The organism is Algoriphagus sp. SE2, from assembly GCF_039563885.1.
GTDB lineage: Bacteria > Bacteroidota > Bacteroidia > Cytophagales > Cyclobacteriaceae > Algoriphagus.
The window spans coordinates 174349-193759 of the sequence record NZ_JBCLWJ010000004.1 but is presented as its reverse complement, the minus strand read 5'-3'; the positions used below and the strand labels follow the sequence as shown (position 1 = coordinate 193759).

General features: G+C 38.1%; 22 protein-coding genes. 11 read left to right on the top strand and 11 right to left on the bottom strand.

The window, feature by feature from the left end; all coding sequences use genetic code 11:
• Positions 1–35: 35 nt before the first annotated feature.
• Together dusB and AAGF08_RS06845 are read left to right on the top strand one after the other, a co-directional pair.
• A complete protein-coding gene (dusB, locus tag AAGF08_RS06850; protein WP_343510405.1) occupies positions 36–1025 on the top strand; it encodes a tRNA dihydrouridine synthase DusB in 990 nt (329 codons plus the stop codon).
• Between the two features lie 106 nt (positions 1026–1131).
• Positions 1132–2028, top strand: coding sequence for a DMT family transporter (locus AAGF08_RS06845; RefSeq protein ID WP_343510404.1), 897 nt, complete (start codon positions 1132–1134; stop codon positions 2026–2028).
• A gap of 90 nt (positions 2029–2118) precedes the next feature.
• Here AAGF08_RS06845 and AAGF08_RS06840 read toward each other — a convergent pair whose 3' ends face one another.
• From AAGF08_RS06840 to ubiE, 7 genes are all read right to left on the bottom strand, one after another.
• Positions 2119–3192 carry a DUF3810 domain-containing protein gene (locus AAGF08_RS06840; protein WP_343510403.1) on the bottom strand — a complete coding sequence of 358 codons (1074 nt, stop codon included), beginning with the start codon at positions 3190–3192 and terminating at the stop codon, positions 2119–2121.
• A 14-nt stretch (positions 3193–3206) separates the two neighbouring features.
• A complete protein-coding gene (locus tag AAGF08_RS06835) occupies positions 3207–3788 on the bottom strand; it encodes a NifU family protein (RefSeq protein ID WP_343510402.1) in 582 nt (193 codons plus the stop codon).
• Between the two features lie 78 nt (positions 3789–3866).
• Positions 3867–4601, bottom strand: a complete 735-nt coding sequence (locus AAGF08_RS06830; RefSeq protein WP_343510401.1) for a ThuA domain-containing protein — start codon at positions 4599–4601, stop codon at positions 3867–3869.
• Positions 4602–4638: 37 nt separating this feature from the next.
• On the bottom strand, positions 4639–5406 hold the full coding sequence (locus tag AAGF08_RS06825; RefSeq protein ID WP_343510400.1) for a M15 family metallopeptidase: 768 nt from the start codon (positions 5404–5406) through the stop codon (positions 4639–4641).
• A complete protein-coding gene (locus AAGF08_RS06820) occupies positions 5403–6161 on the bottom strand; it encodes an SDR family NAD(P)-dependent oxidoreductase (RefSeq protein ID WP_343510399.1) in 759 nt (252 codons plus the stop codon). Before AAGF08_RS06820 ends, AAGF08_RS06825 begins: the two co-directional genes overlap by 4 nt.
• Positions 6162–6225: 64 nt before the next feature.
• On the bottom strand, positions 6226–7029 hold the full coding sequence (locus AAGF08_RS06815) for a porin family protein (protein WP_343510398.1): 804 nt from the start codon (positions 7027–7029) through the stop codon (positions 6226–6228).
• The gene (gene ubiE, locus AAGF08_RS06810; RefSeq protein WP_343510397.1) at positions 6978–7700 is read right to left on the bottom strand and encodes a bifunctional demethylmenaquinone methyltransferase/2-methoxy-6-polyprenyl-1,4-benzoquinol methylase UbiE; all 723 of its coding nucleotides are present in this window, start codon (positions 7698–7700) and stop codon (positions 6978–6980) included. The genes AAGF08_RS06815 and ubiE overlap by 52 nt, the downstream gene beginning before the upstream one ends.
• Before the next feature lie 121 nt (positions 7701–7821).
• On the opposite strand from ubiE, the gene yihA reads away from it, so the two are divergent.
• The 5 genes from yihA (at position 7822) to AAGF08_RS06785 (ending at position 11006) form a co-directional block, all read left to right on the top strand.
• Complete coding sequence (yihA, locus tag AAGF08_RS06805; RefSeq protein WP_343510396.1) at positions 7822–8433, top strand: ribosome biogenesis GTP-binding protein YihA/YsxC; 612 nt, start codon at positions 7822–7824, stop codon at positions 8431–8433.
• A 39-nt stretch (positions 8434–8472) separates the two neighbouring features.
• On the top strand, positions 8473–8889 hold the full coding sequence (locus AAGF08_RS06800) for a DUF5606 domain-containing protein (RefSeq protein WP_343510395.1): 417 nt from the start codon (positions 8473–8475) through the stop codon (positions 8887–8889).
• 37 nt (positions 8890–8926) lie between these two features.
• A complete protein-coding gene (locus AAGF08_RS06795) occupies positions 8927–9235 on the top strand; it encodes a hypothetical protein (protein WP_343510394.1) in 309 nt (102 codons plus the stop codon).
• A 94-nt stretch (positions 9236–9329) separates the two neighbouring features.
• Entirely contained in the window at positions 9330–9782 is a 453-nt protein-coding gene (locus tag AAGF08_RS06790) for a hypothetical protein (protein WP_343510393.1), read from the top strand.
• 102 nt (positions 9783–9884) lie between these two features.
• The gene (locus tag AAGF08_RS06785; RefSeq protein WP_343510392.1) at positions 9885–11006 is read left to right on the top strand and encodes a sugar phosphate isomerase/epimerase; all 1122 of its coding nucleotides are present in this window, start codon (positions 9885–9887) and stop codon (positions 11004–11006) included.
• A gap of 61 nt (positions 11007–11067) precedes the next feature.
• Here AAGF08_RS06785 and rnhA read toward each other — a convergent pair whose 3' ends face one another.
• From rnhA to aroQ, 4 genes are all read right to left on the bottom strand, one after another.
• The gene (gene rnhA, locus AAGF08_RS06780; protein WP_343510391.1) at positions 11068–11535 is read right to left on the bottom strand and encodes a ribonuclease HI; all 468 of its coding nucleotides are present in this window, start codon (positions 11533–11535) and stop codon (positions 11068–11070) included.
• A 36-nt stretch (positions 11536–11571) separates the two neighbouring features.
• Complete coding sequence (locus AAGF08_RS06775; RefSeq protein WP_343510390.1) at positions 11572–12162, bottom strand: MarC family protein; 591 nt, start codon at positions 12160–12162, stop codon at positions 11572–11574.
• Positions 12163–12465: 303 nt separating this feature from the next.
• Positions 12466–13521 (bottom strand): aminotransferase class V-fold PLP-dependent enzyme, encoded by a 1056-nt coding sequence (locus tag AAGF08_RS06770; protein ID WP_343510389.1) that lies wholly within the window; start codon positions 13519–13521, stop codon positions 12466–12468.
• 11 nt (positions 13522–13532) lie between these two features.
• Positions 13533–13946, bottom strand: a complete 414-nt coding sequence (aroQ, locus tag AAGF08_RS06765) for a type II 3-dehydroquinate dehydratase (protein WP_343510388.1) — start codon at positions 13944–13946, stop codon at positions 13533–13535.
• Between the two features lie 130 nt (positions 13947–14076).
• Here aroQ and xerD point away from each other — a divergent pair, with 130 nt between their 5' ends.
• The 4 genes from xerD (at position 14077) to AAGF08_RS06745 (ending at position 19409) form a co-directional block, all read left to right on the top strand.
• Complete coding sequence (gene xerD / locus AAGF08_RS06760; RefSeq protein ID WP_343510387.1) at positions 14077–14982, top strand: site-specific tyrosine recombinase XerD; 906 nt, start codon at positions 14077–14079, stop codon at positions 14980–14982.
• A 141-nt stretch (positions 14983–15123) separates the two neighbouring features.
• A complete protein-coding gene (locus AAGF08_RS06755) occupies positions 15124–16164 on the top strand; it encodes a quinone-dependent dihydroorotate dehydrogenase (RefSeq protein ID WP_343510386.1) in 1041 nt (346 codons plus the stop codon).
• Positions 16165–16218: 54 nt separating this feature from the next.
• The gene (locus tag AAGF08_RS06750; protein WP_343510385.1) at positions 16219–18720 is read left to right on the top strand and encodes a DNA translocase FtsK; all 2502 of its coding nucleotides are present in this window, start codon (positions 16219–16221) and stop codon (positions 18718–18720) included.
• Positions 18721–18755: 35 nt separating this feature from the next.
• Entirely contained in the window at positions 18756–19409 is a 654-nt protein-coding gene (locus AAGF08_RS06745) for an outer membrane lipoprotein carrier protein LolA (protein ID WP_343510384.1), read from the top strand.
• Positions 19410–19411: the final 2 nt, after the last annotated feature.

The following is a 19411-nucleotide window of genomic DNA, read 5'->3' as shown; positions in this document are numbered from 1 at the left end:
TGAGGTAAATTTACGCGCAAATTTATAATACAGAAGTGGTTAAGATAGGAAAGTTAGAAATGGGAGAGTTTCCCTTGCTGTTAGCACCGATGGAAGATGTGAGTGATCCGCCTTTCAGAGCCGTATGCAAGCAAAATGGAGCTGATCTTATGTATACAGAATTTATCAGTTCAGAAGGCCTGATCAGGGACGCTGCTAAAAGTGTCCAGAAATTGGATATTTACGATTATGAAAAGCCAATTGGGATTCAGATTTTCGGAAATGATATTGAATCAATGAGAGAAGCTGCAGCAATCGCAGCAGAAGCAGGACCCGATATTCTTGATATAAATTATGGATGTCCGGTTAATAAAGTTGCTTGCAAGGGCGCCGGAGCTGGAATTTTGTTGGATATAGATAAAATGGTTTCGATGACTGCCGAAATCGTAAAAGCCGTAAACATCCCCGTAACTGTCAAAACACGATTGGGATGGGATAGTGAAACCATTAGAATCGTGGAAGTTGCTGAAAGACTCCAAGATGTCGGAATCCAAGCCATCAGCATTCATGCCCGTACTAGAAAACAGATGTATAAGGGCGAAGCAGATTGGAGTTACCTTAATCTTGTGAAAGAAAACCCCAGACTTCATATTCCTGTTTTTGGCAATGGAGACATTGACTCTCCTGAAAAAGCATTGGAATATAAAAATAAATACAATGTTGATGGTATGATGATTGGCCGAGCTTCGATTGGATATCCGTGGATTTTCAATGAAATCAAACACTTCTTAGCTACTGGAGAAAAATTGGAAGCTCCTGATTTAGCTGAGAGAATCGCCGTTACCAAACAACATTTAGATTTTTCTGTAGAATGGAAAGGCGAAAAGCAAGGCATATTAGAGATGAGGAGACATTACACAAATTATTTTAGAGGTATGCCAAACTTCAAACCCTTCCGGACCGAAATGGTAACAGCAGATAGCTATGATCATGTTTGCCATCTATTGGATCAGGTTGCTGATGTATACGCGGACTACGTATTCTAAAAACTTTCAGGTACTTGAAATAAATATTTTTTCAAGTACCATTTTTTAAAACATTTATTATTTGGTTTTGCTTCCTTTGTAAAGGCTATATCTAGCATCATTGTTCATGACAACTACCACCAACGACAGTTCCTTAAAAAACTGGGGAATGCTTATTTCATTAGCCTTGGTTTGGGGAAGTTCTTTCATCCTGATTAAAAGAGGCCTAGAAGTCTTTTCCCCTGGTGAAGTAGGTGCTTATAGAATCGTTGCTGCAGCTACTTTCCTTTTACCTTTATCATTGCCGAGGTTAAAAAATCTTAACCGACATCAAATATTCTATCTTGTTATAGTAGGTCTGGTCGGCAGCTTTATACCAGCATTTCTTTTTGCGAAAGCACAAACTCAATTAAGTAGCTCACTTACAGGGGTTTTAAATGCCTTAACACCTCTTTTTGTAGTAATCATTGGAGCGATTTTTTTTGGGTCTAAAATCACAAGAAGAAATGGAATTGGTTTGGCTATTGCATTTATTGGTGTTTTTATTTTAGTGACAGTAAAAGAAGGAACAGGTTTCGATGCATTTTCAGGAATTAACGCCTATGCTTTGTTTGTAATCTCCGCCTGTATCTGCTATGGCTTTAATCTAAACACCATTAAGTATAAATTTGAACTTTTAAAACCAATTGAGATAACGGCCATATCACTCTTAATGGTTTTACCTATGGCTTTGATTTTCCTGATTGTAGGAACTGATTTCTCTTTTAAAGTCGCCAACATTCCAGGGGCCTGGAAATCAATAGGATATTTGACTCTACTTGGGGTATTGGGGACAGCTTTAGCATTGATTATGTTCAATGTAATGGTGAAAAGAGTTACACCAGTATTCGCCAGCTCTGTCACCTATCTGATCCCAATTGTAGCGATTATGTGGGGTGTTATGGATGGTGAAGTTTTGCTATTTGGGCATTACATAGGAATTGTAGCTGTCATTCTGGGTGTATGGTACGGAAATAGGAAGTAGAATTATCTTTAGCTTGCTAGTAGTTTTTTAATTTCCTTTTGCTCTTTTCTGATTTAATCAAACCCTAAAAGAGTTTTACAAAAAAAATAATCACTCACCTTTCATTCTTCTCCTCCAAGCATAAGCTAACATTGGAAGCTGCTGATAACTTTTTATTCCAGCTTTCACTCCTTGACTTTTTAAGAACACATCATTCGTTTTCCTGCTTAATTCGTAAGAAATAGGTTGAATGGCTTCACTTGCTTCTCTTATGGAGATAATATCTTTTTTTACCCCAAGATCCAGTTCTCGAATGAAGTCTTTATAATCATCCGGATCCATTTTATAATAGTCTCGAATCTGATACATCAACAATCGTAATTGGGCTGAATATCTCAACAATGGATCGTCACTATTCCCGCAAATAACCCAAGCTATAAAATTTGCCTCTCCTTCATTTGTTACTCCATAGCTATGAGCCATTTCATGAGCTACGGTAAAGGGTTGTTCTAATGGATGTAAAGTCGGGTCGATATAACTCTCCCCAGTAAAAGGAAAATAAATCCCCAAAATCCCCATTCTTCTCATAAATCCTGGAGGTGGAAACATCTTTGTTCTAGGTCTGCCAGTAAAATTCAAGCCCAGCATATCTAAATTCTCCCCCATATTAGAGCGAACCAAATTCTCTAGTTCAGGGTAAGGCAAGATTTCGGTAATCGCTACTGTATCGGAGGTAATAGCTTTTCGGTATTGCTCCACTAATCTCCGAGTGATTAAGGCCTCTTGTTTCAACTTATCAAAATCCAAAGATTCGGGACTGAGACCTAACTGTTTGAAAATTGGAGTTCGTTGATAATTATACCCCCAAAGGACCAAAAAGAAAAAAATCAAAGCTCCCAAGCCATTCGCTAAAGCCCGAGAAGTATAAAGGCTTTTCCTTTTCCAGCCTTTTCTAATACACATTCGATGTATATAAATACCTAAAACAATAAGAACTGATATTATAAAAAAATAGACGCTGGGAAATGGTAAGTATCCCAGCGTCATATCAATTACATTCCGGATGACCGGAAAAAACTTTCTTGAATATATTTCATCTGTAGCCTCTGGATTAAGAGTTGCGATATATCGAATTCCTAATGCAAAAACACCAAGAATTGCCCACGACCAATCTCTTTTACCCATGAATATTTTGCTACTTAGATTCCTTCTGCTTGTACTTCTTTTACTTCAGGAAGCATTCTTGTCAACAAATTTTGGATCCCGGCTTTTAATGTAACAGTACTGGACGGACAACCAGAACAAGAACCTTGAAGCAAAACCTTTACGATTCCATCATTGAAAGAATGAAAAACAATTGCTCCACCATCTTGCTCAACGGCAGGCCTGATATACTCGTCCAAAATACCTTTTATCTTTTTTACGACCTCAGAATCGTTTTCATCAAAAAGCGGATCTTTTTCAAAATTCGCTTTGACAACCGCTTTTCCTGACTCCAAATATTTCTTGATATGATCTCTGAAAATGTTCTGTACTTCAGACCAATCTACGTCTTCTGACTTTGTAATGGTCACAAAATTTGAGGCTATAAAAACTCTCTGAACTGCTGCAAAGTTGAATAACTCCTGAGCTAATGGGCTATTTTCAGCACTTGCAGAGTCTGGGTAATCAAAACTTACCCCTTCTTCTGCCAACATGAAATTTGCGACGAATTTCAAGGAGTTTGGATTAGGATTAGCCTCCATGTATAAATGAACGGGTCTCGCTTGAGCTTTCAGCATGGTATTCTTAATTTTTGTTTAGATAACCGAAATCTTGTGATTAAGTTCCGACAGTCGCATATTTCCCAAAGAAATCGATTATTTCATTGGATGACCCGTAGCTGCATACCAAATACCACCATATAAGTGCTTCAAGAAATCAGGATCTTCCCAAGCAGACTCTACATGACCTAATGCAGTATAGAATACTCTTCCACCATCAAACTCATGGTACCAAGCCATTGGATGGTTTTCCCCGTTCCCTTTTGAAACTTTGTAGGTACTTTCATCAGCTTTCACTAGCACTTTGATATCTGGATTGATTTCTCTGAATTCATATAATTCATCTGTCCAAAGCCAGTTTTTAGGCAAATGCCAAGTAGATGGATGATTTTGGTCAACTACTTCTAAGCGCAATGTCTGCTGTGCAGGATGTGATAAGAAGTATGCTCCAATCATTTTGTTATACCAAGGCCAATCATATTCTGTATCCGTTGCAGAGTGTATTCCAACAACTCCTTTTCCACTTTGTACAAACTTCTGAAATGCCGCTTTTTGATCATCATTGAAGATGGTACCAGTAGTCGTAGCTAATATTACTACGTCAAATTTAGCTAAGTTCTCATCGTTAAATACACCGGCATCTTCCGTTGTGTAGACACTGAAGACTTGAGTTTTACCCATTTTCTTCAATGCTACAACAGCATCTGAAATAGACTGGTGACGGAAACCAGCAGTTTTACTAAATACCAAAGCTCTGAATTGTTGAGCGGGTGCGAGGAAGGCAATACTGAAAATCAGCCCTAGAGTGAGTAAGGATCTTTTTAGGTTCATTGGTTTTTAAAATTTATTGTAAGGTAATTGTAATTTTTTATTCGACGATTTTAAATTTTTCTCCTGCTTCTTTTCTAGAAAATGCATTGAAATGCCACCATTCAGAACCTATTCCTGTAAACCCAGAACCTAACATCACTTTCCTAAGGATTTCTCTGTTTGCAACTTGAGTCTCATTTAAAACTCCCTCGGCTAACATTTGGCTTTCTCTATCTGGATAAGCAGCATAGCCAAAGAAATCATAGTCAGTCCCCATATCAAGGGGTTCCGATTTTGAAGTATCAAAAATGGTTAAATCCACCGCAACTCCATAATTATGTAAACTACCAACTTTAGGATCTGCCACATACAGGGGTTTCAAACTATCGGGCTTATCTAAATTATCCCAAAGTATTTGTTGCACACTTAGAGGTCTAGCTCCATCATAAATCAGTAAAGTGTAATCTGGATATTCAGCCTGAAGCATAAGTTGAGCATTCTTTAAGCTTTCTGCCACCTCTGGTTGTAAATAAGCATGGATCAAATCACCATACACATCCTGTCCGAAAAAATTATCCTCGGTAGAATACTTCAACTCCACTTTCACACCAGGAACCACTTCCTCCACATTTACAAGTTTCTGATCGATCAATTGTCTCTCCAAAACAGGGATTTCTGAAGATTTTATAGACGTACTTTGATCACCCAATTGATTTAAAATTTCATTATCCAGCTTTTCCTCAATTGCTTGTACCTCTTTTTGGTTACAACCAAAAGTTGATAAAATCAACAAAGAAATAAATGAGTAAATCCGAAATGAAATCATAGATTCTTTTTCACTATTGTTGCTGTGGCTTGAGCGGTAGGTAAAACTACTATATCAGCAAGCACCACATGTGGAGGTCTAGTTACGGCAAATTCTACGATGTCTGCAATATCCTGACCGAGCAATGGTTCAAATCCTTGATAAACAGACTCAGAACGTTTTTCATCCCCTTTAAATCTTACCATAGAAAACTCAGTCTCAACTAAACCGGGATGAATTGCCATTACCTTGATCCCAAATGGATTCATATCTATTCTCATTCCTTGAGTAATAGCATCTACTGCATGCTTAGAACCACAGTAGACATTTCCATTCGGATACACTTCTTTACCTGCAATAGATCCGATATTTATGATCGTACCTGATTTTCGATCGCACATGCCAGCCATTACGGCTTTTGAGACATAAAGCAAGCCTTTTACGTTTATATCCATCATCGCATCCCAGTCGTCTAAACTTCCATTCTGAATAGGATCCATCCCATGGGCATTACCGGCATTATTTATTAAAACATCAATTTCTTTCCAAGCTTCAGGAAGAGCGCCTAATATATCCAATACTTTCTCACGATCTCTAACATCAAAAACTAATGGCAAATAATCCACATTACTTGGAAGCTCGGAAGCTAATTCCTTTAATCGATCCCCTCTCCTACCCGTAGCAATAATATTATAACCTATTTTGGCCAAAGTAATAGCACAGGCTTTTCCTATCCCAGAAGTCGCACCTGTGACCAAAGCAATTTTATTTTTCATAGAAGCAAGTTAATGGATTTACTAAAAAAGTCCATTTTAACTTGCCGCAGTTATTTCAAAAAGTCTACTGGAAATTCAAATAGAGGGTAATGCTTTTCCTTTTAATAGATGATATTGCATCAGCGATCTCTGGAATGGTATTTTCTCTTCTAAAGGCATTGTTTAGCCCATGAGAAAAACGGATCTCCGGTGCAAACTTGAAATATTTAAAATAAATCTCAAAGCCCATTCCCATTTCCAAAGAAACATCCTGTCCAGTGGTCACCAAGTCCTCTATATCGGCTTCATCCTGAGCCTTGGTTTTAAAATTATAACTGGCACCTCCCAAGAAATACATTCGTGTATTATTGAATCGCTGGGACCTGTATTTAAAAAGTAATGGAAGCTCTACCATGGTAGCTTCTGAGGTTAAAACTTCCGATCTGGAAGTATTATTTACTGTATTATTATCATCAGGCACATTAATTAACCCTGAATCGACTGCTCCAAAATAATTCACTTCGGTTTTGTATTCATAGAAGCCGACTTTCGGAGTGAAAAGGAGCTGAACTTGATCATGAAACCTCAATATTCCTATAAAGCCTAGTGAAAATCCAGGTGAAAATTGAGGGTTGATGGATCTCACAGATGCCGAACTGCTGGTGGTAGGATTCATAAAAGCATCAGAATATTTGATACGATATGAATTCGTATGAGCAGCTAAGAAAAACCCATAAGACAACGTCTTATTATCTGAGCCTGAAGATGAAGTAAGGCCAAACATCCCTTGTCCATAGGAGGATAGGGTCATTAACGTGATGAAAAAAAACGTTAAGGCTACTTCACGCCCACATAAATGGAGCTGATGCCGAATGTAAGTGGTTTGCATAGCGTACTGGTAAATCCGACTTTTTTCAATACAGCCAGAAAATCTTCTCCGTCAGGGAAAGCCTGAACGGATTCAGGTAAATAAGTATAAGCAGAATTGTCTTTGGAAACAATTTTACCTATTTGTGGCAAAATATAATTGGAATAAAAACCATAAGCTTGTTTCATTGGGAATTTTCGAGGCTTGCTAAACTCGACAATGACTGTTTTCCCTCCCGGCTTTAAAACCCTATACATATCTGCCAGACCCTTTTCCAAATTTTCAAAGTTTCTAACTCCAAAAGAAACGATGACAGCATCAAACTTATTATCTTCAAACAACAATCCTTCCGAATCACCCATCTGAAGTTCGATTTTATCCTCCAATCCTCTTTTCACCATCTTTTTCTTTCCCTCAGCAAGCATTCCCTCAGAAATATCCACTCCAATAACTTTATCAGGATTCAGCGCCAATGCTTCAATAGCAAAATCTCCTGTTCCTGTGGCAATATCCAAAATGAGTTTGGGTTGATCCTTTTTTAAAAGTTTAATCGCTTTCTTTCGCCAAGTAATGTCTATCCCCAAGCTGAGGACATGGTTTAACAAGTCATACTTAGAACTGATGTTGTTAAACATCTCAGCAACCTGAGCTTTTTTAGGGTCTTGCTTATCTTTGTAAGGTACTACAGACATTGGAATTGTTCTTTGAAGGCGCAATAATACTCAAGAAACATGAGGATCGGAAAATTGTTGCCAGATAAGAGAAAGTCATTCCTAAAGTATAATTCCTATTTTTGCATCCAAATCTAAGTTTATGATCCAGAAAGCTCATTTTGTTGTCAGTAATACCAATCCTGGAAATTGTCCAAAACCTGATCGTGCCGAAGTCGCTTTCATTGGAAGATCCAATGTAGGCAAAAGCTCCTTGATTAATATGATCACAGGAAAAAGTGATCTTGCCAAAACATCTCAAAAACCAGGAAAAACTCAATTGATCAATCACTTTATGATAAATGATCGTTGGTATTTAGTTGATTTACCGGGCTATGGCTTTGCAAAAGTCAATGTCAAAGTGAAACAAGGGTGGGAAAACATGATCAGTACTTACCTGACCAAAAGAGAAAATCTTTGCGGTGTTTTTGTTCTGGTAGATAGCCGATTAGAACCTCAAAAAATCGATTTGGAATTTTTACTTTGGTGCGGAACCGAAGGTGTTCCTGCTGCTGTAGTTTTTACAAAAGCCGATAAGCAATCAAAAACAAAAACCGATCAGAATATTAGAAAATTCTTAAAAAAGATGGAAGATATCTTTGAAGAAGCTCCAGACTACTTTGTTACCTCTGCAGAAAAGGGACAAGGAAAAGAGGAATTGACCACGTTTATCGAAGAACTGGTACAAGAATACAAATCTGGAGAAATCATTTAAGCGATACTCTTATATTTGCAGCCTGAAAAAAACAAACCAATGAATTTTAAAGAAATCGCAACCGTAGCCGGAAAGCCAGGCTTATTTAAAGTTTTAAAACCAACCAGATCTGGTGTGATCCTGGAAAGTCTTGACGAAAAGAAAGCTAAACTTGTAGCTGGTATGTCTCAGCGTGTTTCTATCCTGAGCGATATTTCTATTTATACGTTGACAGAAGAAGGCGCTGAACCGCTGGAATCTATCATGAAAAAAATCGAAGCTGAATTCAAAGGCGATTTAGGATTAGATGATAATCCGGATGATTTAGAATTAAGAGCTTTTATGAAACATTTGCTTCCAGAAGTGGATGAGGCAAGAGTTTATACTTCAGATATTAAAAAATTAATCTCCTGGTATAAAATTATTCGACAGCAGGCACCTGAAATCCTTGAGGAAAGTAAAGAAGAAGAAAAATAGTGATTAGCCCTGCCATGCGGGGCTTTTTTAATACATCATGGCTAATAAACTTCTTAAAGAAACATTTCAGCTACTGGAAAAAGACTTTCAGTTACCAGAAATCAAATCCGAATTTGACGAAGAAAAGGCTATTGGGATTTTGGCAAAAGTAATCAGTCAAATGCTGGATAGAGAATTTGAACGCTTACTTCAAATCTGCTACAGAATAGATTTAGGTGAAGAAAAGTTGAAAAGAATTCTTCATGAGTCTGAACCAGACCAAGTAGCAACAGATTTAGCGAAAGCCCTTTGGGAAAGGCAAAAAATGAAAGTTGAAATTAGAAGAAGGTACTCGGGAAAAGAATAATTCTGAAATCAAGCTACAATAAGTGATCCTGACGAAGTATTTATTTGTACTTTGAGTTTTATTTTCAATTTAATATTTCTCAATGAAATCACTCATGAAATTTAATTTCTTTCCAGTTTTAATCTGCCTGATATTGTTGGGCTCTTGTAGCGATGATGATTCGGAACCTGCAAAATCCGATGCTGAGTTGATTGGGTCAGGTGTAGCATGGAAACTTAGTTCTGCTACAGCAAATGATATCAGCATTATCTCTTTGGTTGATGAATGTATCCTCGACAATTTGATAACATTTAATTATGATGATAAAACTGGTTTAGTTGATATAGGAGCTTCGAAATGTAGTGATTCAGAGCCTCAAACAGAGAGCTTTGTTTGGGATTACAATGAAGCTTCAAAAGCTCTAACCGTAGATAAAACCATCCTCGATGTCCCAGGAGCTGAGGGTAATCTGCTTTTGGAAAGTGTTACTTCAAATGAGCTTGTGGTTTCACAAAATGTCTCTTTTTCTGGTTTTACTCAAAAAGTCATCGTCACACTGGTACATTAAACTATAACCTAACGCTATAGCATACTTATTTTAGGAAATAACCAATTACTTTACGAAGTCTCGGGTTATTTCCTTTTTTTATTTAACCCAAACCTCTAAAAAATGGCAAATCCTATTTGGATCATGACATCCGCTTTTGACCAACTCAATCTAGACCAAACCATAGAAAAAGCTCTTGAAATTGAAGTTCAAGGACTGGATTTATGTGTTTTTAGAAAAGACGGGACTCGCGATGATTTTGTGGCAACCCATTTAGATTATGAAAATTTTGGTCCGGAACAGGCAAAAAACCTTATCGAAAAATTCAATGGCGCGAAACTGAGACTTTCTATAGGCGCTTTTGAAAATCTTATTGGAGGCGATCCAGTCCAGCGAATCAAAAACCAAAACCATTTACTCCGACTGATTCGAATGGCGTATTTACTTGGAGGAGATGAAAATGACGTAAAAGTAGGAACCTTTGTCGGCTTCAATCATGAGTTGGGAAATCAGGAAGGTGGTTTTGAAAAGAATCTTTTGGAATATCAAAAAATCTTTGGGCCGATTATCCGCTATGCAAATAGCCTAGGAGTAACTGTTCTCTATGAAAACTGCCCGATGGAAGGCTGGAGGAGCTCTGGTCATTTCGGAACTTTTAATAATCTCACGGGGGTTTTGGCTGCAAGAAAAATAATGTATGAGTTGGTTCCTGAACCCAATCATGGGGAAATTTATGACCCTTCTCACGATGTTTGGCAACATACAGACCCTGTATCTGTGATCCAAAATACAGATATGAGCAGGCTAAAAAGAATTCATGTCAAATCTACCCGAAACAATCCAGATCCATTTTGGGGCAATATGTATCCAATGCAGGAAGTTCGGCCTGAATGGGCAGAAAAACTTGGTATCACTTCTAGTAAAAACCCTTGGGATCGGCATCATTATGAAGCCACCCTGCCAGGTTTTGGTTTAGGAGATTCTATGGATTGGAGAGCTTTTATAAATGTTTTGAAAGAGAAAAAGTTTACTGGTCCATTTGAAATCGAAAACGAAGCAGTCCTTTCAAAACAAACAGGTAAAATGGGGGCAATTGTCCAAGGTTGTAAAGCGGCAGTGCAGAATTTGGCACCACTCCTTTATGAATTAGGGGAGGATGGCTGGAAATATCCTGAATCAGAGTACAAACCGCTTTCGGAAGTTAGTCGAACTGATATTCCTATTACCACGATGGATAAATTATAAAATCTTAAGTCAGAAGTCTGAAAAAGTATATTTCAGACTTCTGAATTTATAATTTTAACTTTTATTTCTGGCTGTCTTCGTATCCTTCATCAGCTGGTAGATTAAAACCTTCAGAAGCTTCTACAGCTAATTGGTCACATCGCTCATTTTCAATGTTACCTGCATGACCTTTTACCCAAATGAATTTTGGCTTGTATTTTAAGTGAAGAGGTATATATCGCAACCATAGATCAGGATTTTTCTTGCCTTTAAAGCCTTTTTTTTGCCAGCCCCATAGCCAACCTTTCTCGATAGCATCCACCACATACTTACTATCAGAATATATTTGAACGGGAATTCCTGTTACTTTCAAAGCTTGAAGCGCACGAATCACGGCCAACAACTCCATGCGATTATTGGTAGTCAAGCGAAAGCCTTCCGAAAGTTCCTTTCGAAGAATCGATCCCTTGTTATTGAATTTCAAAACAGCGCCATAGCCACCGGGACCTGGATTGCCTTTGGCAGCTCCATCAGTATAAATGGTAATCATGGTACAAAGAAAGGGAAAATGAGCAAGAGAGAAGCTTTAAATTCCGGAATCTACACCGATTGGGAAAGCATTTGTCTTGAATATCTTTACTGCTATGGAAAGCAAAATAATCCCAAAAATCCTTCTCAGGACATCCAAACCTGTTTTTCCTATTTTTCGTTCAAGCCAACCTGTACTTTTCAATACGATATAAACCAATATCAAATTCAAAAGAATTCCAATAGCAATATTGACCTGTGCAAATTCTGCTTTTAAGGTTAAAATGGTAGTTAGTGTGCCGGCTCCAGCAATTAAAGGAAATGCTATCGGTACGATGGAAGCACTGTTTGTCGCATCTGGATCTGATTTAAAAAGTTCGACACCTAAGATCATTTCAGCTCCTATAGCAAATATGATTAATGCTCCTGCTATCGCAAAATCCTCAACACCTATTCCAAAAAGATTCAGAATAGCCTTACCTGCGAGAAGAAAAAGAATCATTAAAATCCCTGCAGCCAAAGTGGCTTTCTCGGACTGAATATGCCCTACTTTCTGTCTTAAATTCACAATAATAGGAATAGATCCCAATATATCGATCACAGAAAATAAGATCAGGGAAACAGATAAAATCTCTTTGTAATCAAACATGCCGCGAAAGTAGGTAATTTCTGAATACGGAGATATAATTTCTGAATTAAGAAATTAAGAACAACATATCATTTCGACGACTGAAAGGAGGTGAAATCTCTCCTTTCCAAGTCTCCTCAGATTTCTCCTCGTCCTCCCTCCTCGTTCGAAATGACTAATACTAAATCATATAGTAATTATTAAAAAAACATCACGATATTCTTCTTGAACTCTGCACCTCTGCGGTAAACAAAAATGGTCCAAGTTTATAAACTTGAACCATTGAATTTACTTAGATTTTTGAATTTAGCCTTCTGATTTTCTTTAATACCTTGATAGAAAACTAATCAACTTATTCATCTCAGCATTGGTGATTGCTGGAAAATTTGCAATCCTGAAACTCGTAGCCTTCAAAGGGCCGTAACCTGATCCTAATTGCATTCCTTCTTTTTCAGCATCTTTTTTCACTGTCTTAATTAAATCTTCAGGGCCCGTGACCGCCAAGACCGTAGTACTTCTGGTTTCAGCATTGTCTACAAGCATTCGAAGTGATTTGGTCTTTGCGATACAATCCTCCAACTGTTTCATTCTCTCTCGGAGATTTGTGTCGATATGCTGTATTTCTGGTAAATCCTTTAATACACGATTAAGTAAATATATCCCAAGAACATTTGGGGTATAATGCGTTTGGTATCCCATAGCATTTTCAAGGATAAAGCTTAGACTATTGTATCGCCCACTTTCTCCTTTTGATTCACATTTTTCAATGGCCTTTGGGGAGACGATAAGAATCCCTAGTCCTGCAGGTAAACCAAAACACTTTTGCACGGATGCATACCAAATATCAGCCAAGCTGAAATCAAATTCAATCCCGGCCATTGATGAGGTGGTGTCAACAGCAATCATTTTTTCAGGATAATTTTCTTTGATTGCTTCGATCACTGACATCGGTACTTGTGTTGCATTGGCAGTTTCATTTTGAGTCAATGCTATTAGATCAAAATCCTCTGAAATTTCAAGATTTGCTACATCGATTGCTTGATTGGCCTTGATTTTTAGACCAGCTGTTGCCGGATTAATATGCTTTGCAAAGCCAATCCATTTCTTTCCAAAAGATCCTGAGTAAATATGAAAACTAGCACGCTCCACGATGGATTGGGTGATAATCTCCCAATTTTCCGTGGCACTGGAAGTAAAAAGCAATTTGTAATTATCCGGCATGTGGAGCTTCTCCCGCATTAATGATTCAGTTTCCTGATACAAATGCATAAAAGCATTACTTCGGTGGTTTGCACTCAAAACACCTGCTTCATAAGCCTCTTGAAGATAGTTGGGAAGGGCATCATACACTTTAGATGGTCCTGGAGCAAAAGTTAACATAGGTCTGAGGTTTATAGAAAATATCTGATTCCCAATTCATAGCCTTTCAAGCCTAAACCTGAAATCATTCCCACACATGATTTGGAAATGATACTCTTGTGACGGAATTCTTCTCTTTTGTAAATATTGGAAATATGGACTTCCAAAGTCGGGGTAGTCACTCCAGCAATGGCATCTGAAATTGCCACAGAAGTATGTGTATAACCACCGGCATTCAGCAATATGGCATCATAAGTAAACCCAACTTCATGAATTTTATTGATCAATTCTCCCTCCACGTTGCTTTGGTAATATTCGAGATGTATTTCAGGAAAAGTATTTTTCAATTCCTCAAAATATTCTTCGAAAGAAGTGCTTCCGTATACTTCAGGCTCTCTTTTTCCAAGAAGGTTTAGATTTGGGCCATTGATGATCAGTATTTTCAAAACAAAATTCGGTTTGATGATGTAGTTGCAAATGTAATGGGTTTCAGATTGGAAAGTTAAAACCTTTCCACATTTGAACCTTCCAACTTTAGCACCTAATTTTCCAATATTTTCATTTTTAAATCTTCGGATGCTTAAAACCTGGGAAAATCATATCAAACAATTTCGCCATTATTTGAAATTGGAACGCTCTCTGAGTGAAAACTCCATTGAAGCTTACACTCGCGATGTGGAGAAGCTAGCTGCCTATAGCTCCAAAAACTTCCCAGATAAAAGTCCTTTAAACCTGGAGTTGGAGCATCTACGGAAATTTGTGAATGAATTAGCTCAAGTCGAAATCTCTGACTATACACAAGCCAGAATCATTTCAGGAATTAAGGCTTTTTACCGCTTTTTGATGTATGAGGATAAAATCTCAGAAGACCCTGCCCAACTCCTAGAGGCTCCAAAACTGGGAAGAAAGCTTCCGGACACGCTGAGTTATCAGGAAATCGTGCAGCTTCTCGAAGCCATACCTTTGGGAGAACCAGAAGGCCATCGTAATCGCGCCATGCTGGAAATGCTGTACAGCTCAGGACTTCGGGTTTCTGAATTGATTGAATTAAAAAAAGGACAAGTATTTGAAGATGTAGGTTTTTTGAAAGTGGTTGGAAAAGGCAATAAAGAACGACTTGTGCCTATCGGAAAAGATGCGCTGAAATACCTTAATATTTATAAAAATGAAGTCCGAGTACATCAGACAATTGCCAAAGGTCATGAAGAATATGTGTTCTTAAATCGCCGAGGCAAAAAGCTTACCCGTGTGATGATCTTTTTAATCATCAAAAAAACCGCAGAACAAGCGGGAATCGAAAAGAACATCTCTCCGCATACGTTTCGCCACTCTTTTGCAACGCACCTCATCGAAGGAGGGGCAGATCTTCGTGCTGTTCAGGAAATGCTCGGTCATGAAAGTATCACCACGACGGAGATTTATACGCATCTGGATCGGGATTATTTAAGGCAGGTGCTTACTGATTTTCATCCTAGGAAATAAAGCTTTAGGAAAAAACTATAAATAAAAAAATGCTGAGAATAATCTGTCAAATTGGTAGCCATTTGAGTTCATAATCTAATTATTTGTTAAGTTTCCAAATTAGCTTTGATTAACTTTGTGCATAGAAAAGAACCACCAGCCGTGTACAAATCCATCTTGAAACCTCTCTTCTTTCTTAAAAAGCCTGAAGATGCCCACCATTTTACTTTCGATCTTACCAAGCTCACTTTCAACTTTCCCATCATAAAGTCGATCGTCAAAGCTAGTTTTCAATTGGAAGATCCCCGATTGGAAAGAGAAGTCTTTGGTTTAAAATTCAAAAACCCTGTGGGATTGGCAGCTGGATTTGACAAAGATGCCAAGCTGATTGATGAAATGGCGATGCTTGGTTTTGGTTTTATTGAAATTGGCACCTTGACACCAAAACCTCAAGAAGGAAATCCACTTCCTCGTCTGTTCAGACTTCCTCAAGATGAAGCACTGATCAATCGCATGGGATTCAATAACGGTGGCGTTTTAAATGCAGTGGAGCGATTAAAAAAGAGGAAATCGGATGTCATTGTAGGAGGAAACATTGGTAAAAACAAAGTGACTCCAAATGAGAATGCTGTGGATGATTATCTGATCTGCCTCGATGCCCTCCATCCTTATGTCGATTATTTTGTTGTCAATGTTAGTTCTCCAAACACTCCAAATCTTCGGGATCTTCAGGAAAAAGAACCTCTTAAGAAACTATTGCAAGCAGTAAAAACTGCAAATGATTTAAAAGAAAAGCCAAAACCGATCTTGTTGAAAATTGCTCCAGATTTGACAGATGGACAGCTAGATGATATAGTAGAAATTGTTAAGGAGACTAAAATCGACGGAGTCATAGCGACCAATACGACGATTGACCGATCGCAATTGAGAACAGATCCTTCAGAGGTAGAAGCAATAGGAGCGGGAGGAGTTTCAGGAAAAGTTTTAGGAAAAAGAAGTACAGAAGTAATCAGATATCTAGCTGAAAAATCCAACAAAGCATTTCCAATCATTGGAGTAGGAGGAATCTATTCAGTAAATGATGCAATTGAGAAGTTAGAGGCTGGTGCAAGCTTGATTCAAGTATACTCGGGCATGATTTATGAGGGACCTAGGTTGATCAAAAAGATCAAGAAAGGATTATTGGCTTATTTTTCTCGATAAATTGCCAATCTCAATCCAATCATCTTATCTTAAAATCGGATTTTAAAGGAATACATGGCCACCAATTCACCAAGGACCAATACTTTTAGAAAAAAAGGAGAAACTACTAAAAAGAAAACAGCCTCAAAATCAAAAGGCACTAGATTTTCTTTTGGTAAAATCAAGAGCTCCAAGTTGGTTTTAACCCTTGGAATATTATTGATGTCAATCGGAATATTCCTTTTTATAGCTTTCATCAGTTACTTGATAAATGGTCCTGCCGACCAAAGTTTAGTCATGAATGCCCCAGTGGATGATGAAATCAGAGAGGCTGCCAGGGACTCTAATAATTGGCTCGGATACTTAGGAGCTCAGGCGGCTCATTGGATGATCTATCGATGGTTTGGTATTGCAGCATTCCTTTTTCCTCCCTTCCTTTTCATTCTTGGATTTAAATGGAGTTTTAAGGTTTCCTTAATCTCCCTAACCCGCTACACTACCTTTGCCTTATTCTTCACATTCTGGCTTGGATTATTGACCGGATACATTGTCATTTTGGTAGAAGGATATTCCTATTGGAGTTTCCTTTCGGGTGGATTTGGCTTCGAATTAGCTAAACTTTCAGCCGATTTTCTGAGTTGGGGAACCTTTATTTTAATTGGTGCAGCCTTATTGATATTTGTGATTTTCTTCTTTGATATTGATAAACTAGAATGGTTTACGGCGAAAGCCGATTCCAAAGAGGACCTTATTGATGAATTATCCGAAGCAAATTCATCGGCAAAAAACCCCTTTGACAAAGAGAACGAAAAATCCATCGGTGAAGATATTCTCGAAAATGACGATAATGAAGAATATGAGGATGATGGGTCTGACTGGATTATAAAAAATGATGATGTTGAATTGGTAGATGATTCAACTTCTAAAAAGGAAGACGAAATTTTCAGCGTTTCTCAGGTAAATCTCCTGGACGAAATTGAGGATAAACCAAAGGAAAAAACCGAAGAAAAAAACTTTTCTGTAGTCAAAGCGGCAGGAGAAGAGAAAACTGCATCAGAAGTTGAAAATCTAGACCCATTTGATCCTACGCTGGATTTACCTCGCTATAAATATCCTACACTGGATTTATTGAATGAGTATGACGTTCAAAAAGTAACTGTATCACGCCAAGAACTTGAGGACAACAAAAATAAAATTGTTGAGACTTTAGAAAATTTCAAAATCGGTATTCAGGAAATTAAAGCAACTATCGGTCCCACGGTCACCCTTTATGAAATCGTTCCAGAACCAGGTGTAAAAATCTCAAAAATCAAGAATCTGGAGGATGATATCGCTTTGAGTTTAGCGGCCTTGGGAATCCGGATAATTGCTCCAATTCCTGGTAAAGGAACTATCGGTATAGAAGTTCCAAATAAAAATAGAGAGCTTGTTCCTGCCCGGGCGGTCTTAGGAACAGAGAAATTTATGCGTTCGGACAAAGATCTTCCGATCGCGCTAGGTAAGACGATTTCAAACGAAGTTTACGTTGCGGATTTGGCAAAAATGCCTCACTTACTGATGGCAGGTGCTACCGGACAAGGTAAGTCCGTCGGATTGAATATGATTTTGGCTTCCTTAATTTACAAAAAACACCCTTCTCAGCTGAAGTTTGTTTTGGTGGATCCAAAGAAGGTCGAATTAACTCTTTTCAACAAAATTGAACGACATTTTCTAGCTAAACTCCCCGGTGCTGAAGAGGCAATCATCACCGATACCAAAAAAGTTATCTATACGCTTAATTCACTTTGTATAGAAATGGATAACCGGTATAATCTTTTGAAAGATGCTGGAGCGAGAAATCTAAAAGAGTATAATGCAAAGTTTATAGGTAGGAAGCTAAATCCAGAAAATGGTCATCATTTCATGCCATATATCGTACTTGTCATAGATGAGTTGGCAGACTTGATGATGACAGCAGGAAAAGAAATCGAAGCCCCCATTGCCAGACTTGCTCAGCTCGCAAGGGCAATCGGTATTCACTTGGTAGTTGCCACCCAAAGACCATCGGTAAATGTAATCACGGGTATTATTAAAGCTAATTTCCCTGCCAGACTTTCATTTCGTGTGACTTCCAAAATTGATAGCCGAACAATATTGGATGCCGGAGGCGCAGACCAGCTCATCGGCATGGGAGATATGCTACTTTCATTGGGCTCAGACGTGATTCGTATCCAATGTGCATTTTTGGATACTCCGGAAGTTGAGGCTATCTGTGATTGGATTGGGGAGCAGAAAGGTTATTCTGATGCGCATCTCTTGCCGGAATTCGAAGGAGAAGAAGGTGATGGATCGATAGGAAATGTAGATTTATCAGATCGTGACCCACTTTTTGACGATGCTGCAAAGCTAATCGTTATGCATCAGCAAGGAAGTACATCACTAATTCAACGTAAGTTAAAACTAGGATATAATCGAGCTGGAAGGATTATTGACCAATTGGAAGCTGCAGGAATCGTCGGCTCTTTTGAAGGATCTAAGGCAAGAGAAGTCTTGATACAAGATGAAGCTAGTTTGGAACGGTTATTGAATAGTTTGTAATGGCTGTATAAACGCGTTCCAACAGCCTTATTTACATGAAAAGATTAAGCATAGTATTACTAATATTTCTCTCAATTTTCTCGATAATTGAAGTTTCTGCTCAAAAAGATCCAAAAGCCAAATCAATCCTAGATGGAATGAGCCAAAAATTTCAAAGTATGCAGGGTTTTACTGCTAGCTTTGATTTTACTTACTCTGACCAAGCAGGTACCAGCGATCGCCAAAGTGGCGATATTTCGGTGAAAGGAAACCAATATCGTTTAAAACTGCCAGAGCAAGAGATTTTCAATGATGGAAAAACCGTTTGGACTTTAATAGAAACTCCTACTTACAAAGAAGTAACTATAAACGACGTCTCCCAAATGGAAGGAGAATTGACTCCGTCAAACATTTACAAGATGTACGAGAGCGGATTTAATTACGTGTTACTCGCTGATAAATCCTTCCAAGGAAAACAGGTGAATGTTGTTGAATTGAATGCTGAGAAGCCAAATGCCCCTTTTCAAAAAGTTTTGTTAATGATCGACAAAAGCACAAAGGACCTATTGGGTTGGGAAATGTTTGATGGTCAAGGAGGTTCTTTTTCTTATGCATTTAAAAACCTAAAGGCAGATTCTAGCATCCCTGATTCTTATTTTGTGTTTGATCCTAAAAAGTACTCAGGTGTAGAAATAATTGATTTGAGATAAAA

What these genes read in the sequence shown, in the direction of transcription:
- AAGF08_RS06825 (WP_343510400.1), bottom strand. Translation starts at nt 5,406, where the DNA reads ATGATTTCATTTCGGATTTACTCATTTATTTCTTTGTTGATTTTATCA.
- AAGF08_RS06785 (WP_343510392.1), top strand. Translation starts at nt 9,885, where the DNA reads ATGGCAAATCCTATTTGGATCATGACATCCGCTTTTGACCAACTCAAT.
- AAGF08_RS06790 (WP_343510393.1), top strand. Translation starts at nt 9,330, where the DNA reads ATGAAATTTAATTTCTTTCCAGTTTTAATCTGCCTGATATTGTTGGGC.
- AAGF08_RS06830 (WP_343510401.1), bottom strand. Translation starts at nt 4,601, where the DNA reads ATGAACCTAAAAAGATCCTTACTCACTCTAGGGCTGATTTTCAGTATT.
- rnhA (WP_343510391.1), bottom strand. Translation starts at nt 11,535, where the DNA reads ATGATTACCATTTATACTGATGGAGCTGCCAAAGGCAATCCAGGTCCC.
- AAGF08_RS06750 (WP_343510385.1), top strand. Translation starts at nt 16,219, where the DNA reads ATGGCCACCAATTCACCAAGGACCAATACTTTTAGAAAAAAAGGAGAA.
- AAGF08_RS06795 (WP_343510394.1), top strand. Translation starts at nt 8,927, where the DNA reads ATGGCTAATAAACTTCTTAAAGAAACATTTCAGCTACTGGAAAAAGAC.
- AAGF08_RS06815 (WP_343510398.1), bottom strand. Translation starts at nt 7,029, where the DNA reads ATGCAAACCACTTACATTCGGCATCAGCTCCATTTATGTGGGCGTGAA.
- AAGF08_RS06820 (WP_343510399.1), bottom strand. Translation starts at nt 6,161, where the DNA reads ATGAAAAATAAAATTGCTTTGGTCACAGGTGCGACTTCTGGGATAGGA.
- yihA (WP_343510396.1), top strand. Translation starts at nt 7,822, where the DNA reads ATGATCCAGAAAGCTCATTTTGTTGTCAGTAATACCAATCCTGGAAAT.
- AAGF08_RS06770 (WP_343510389.1), bottom strand. Translation starts at nt 13,521, where the DNA reads ATGTTAACTTTTGCTCCAGGACCATCTAAAGTGTATGATGCCCTTCCC.
- AAGF08_RS06775 (WP_343510390.1), bottom strand. Translation starts at nt 12,162, where the DNA reads ATGTTTGATTACAAAGAGATTTTATCTGTTTCCCTGATCTTATTTTCT.
- AAGF08_RS06835 (WP_343510402.1), bottom strand. Translation starts at nt 3,788, where the DNA reads ATGCTGAAAGCTCAAGCGAGACCCGTTCATTTATACATGGAGGCTAAT.
- AAGF08_RS06745 (WP_343510384.1), top strand. Translation starts at nt 18,756, where the DNA reads ATGAAAAGATTAAGCATAGTATTACTAATATTTCTCTCAATTTTCTCG.
- AAGF08_RS06840 (WP_343510403.1), bottom strand. Translation starts at nt 3,192, where the DNA reads ATGGGTAAAAGAGATTGGTCGTGGGCAATTCTTGGTGTTTTTGCATTA.
- ubiE (WP_343510397.1), bottom strand. Translation starts at nt 7,700, where the DNA reads ATGTCTGTAGTACCTTACAAAGATAAGCAAGACCCTAAAAAAGCTCAG.
- AAGF08_RS06845 (WP_343510404.1), top strand. Translation starts at nt 1,132, where the DNA reads ATGACAACTACCACCAACGACAGTTCCTTAAAAAACTGGGGAATGCTT.
- xerD (WP_343510387.1), top strand. Translation starts at nt 14,077, where the DNA reads ATGCTTAAAACCTGGGAAAATCATATCAAACAATTTCGCCATTATTTG.
- AAGF08_RS06800 (WP_343510395.1), top strand. Translation starts at nt 8,473, where the DNA reads ATGAATTTTAAAGAAATCGCAACCGTAGCCGGAAAGCCAGGCTTATTT.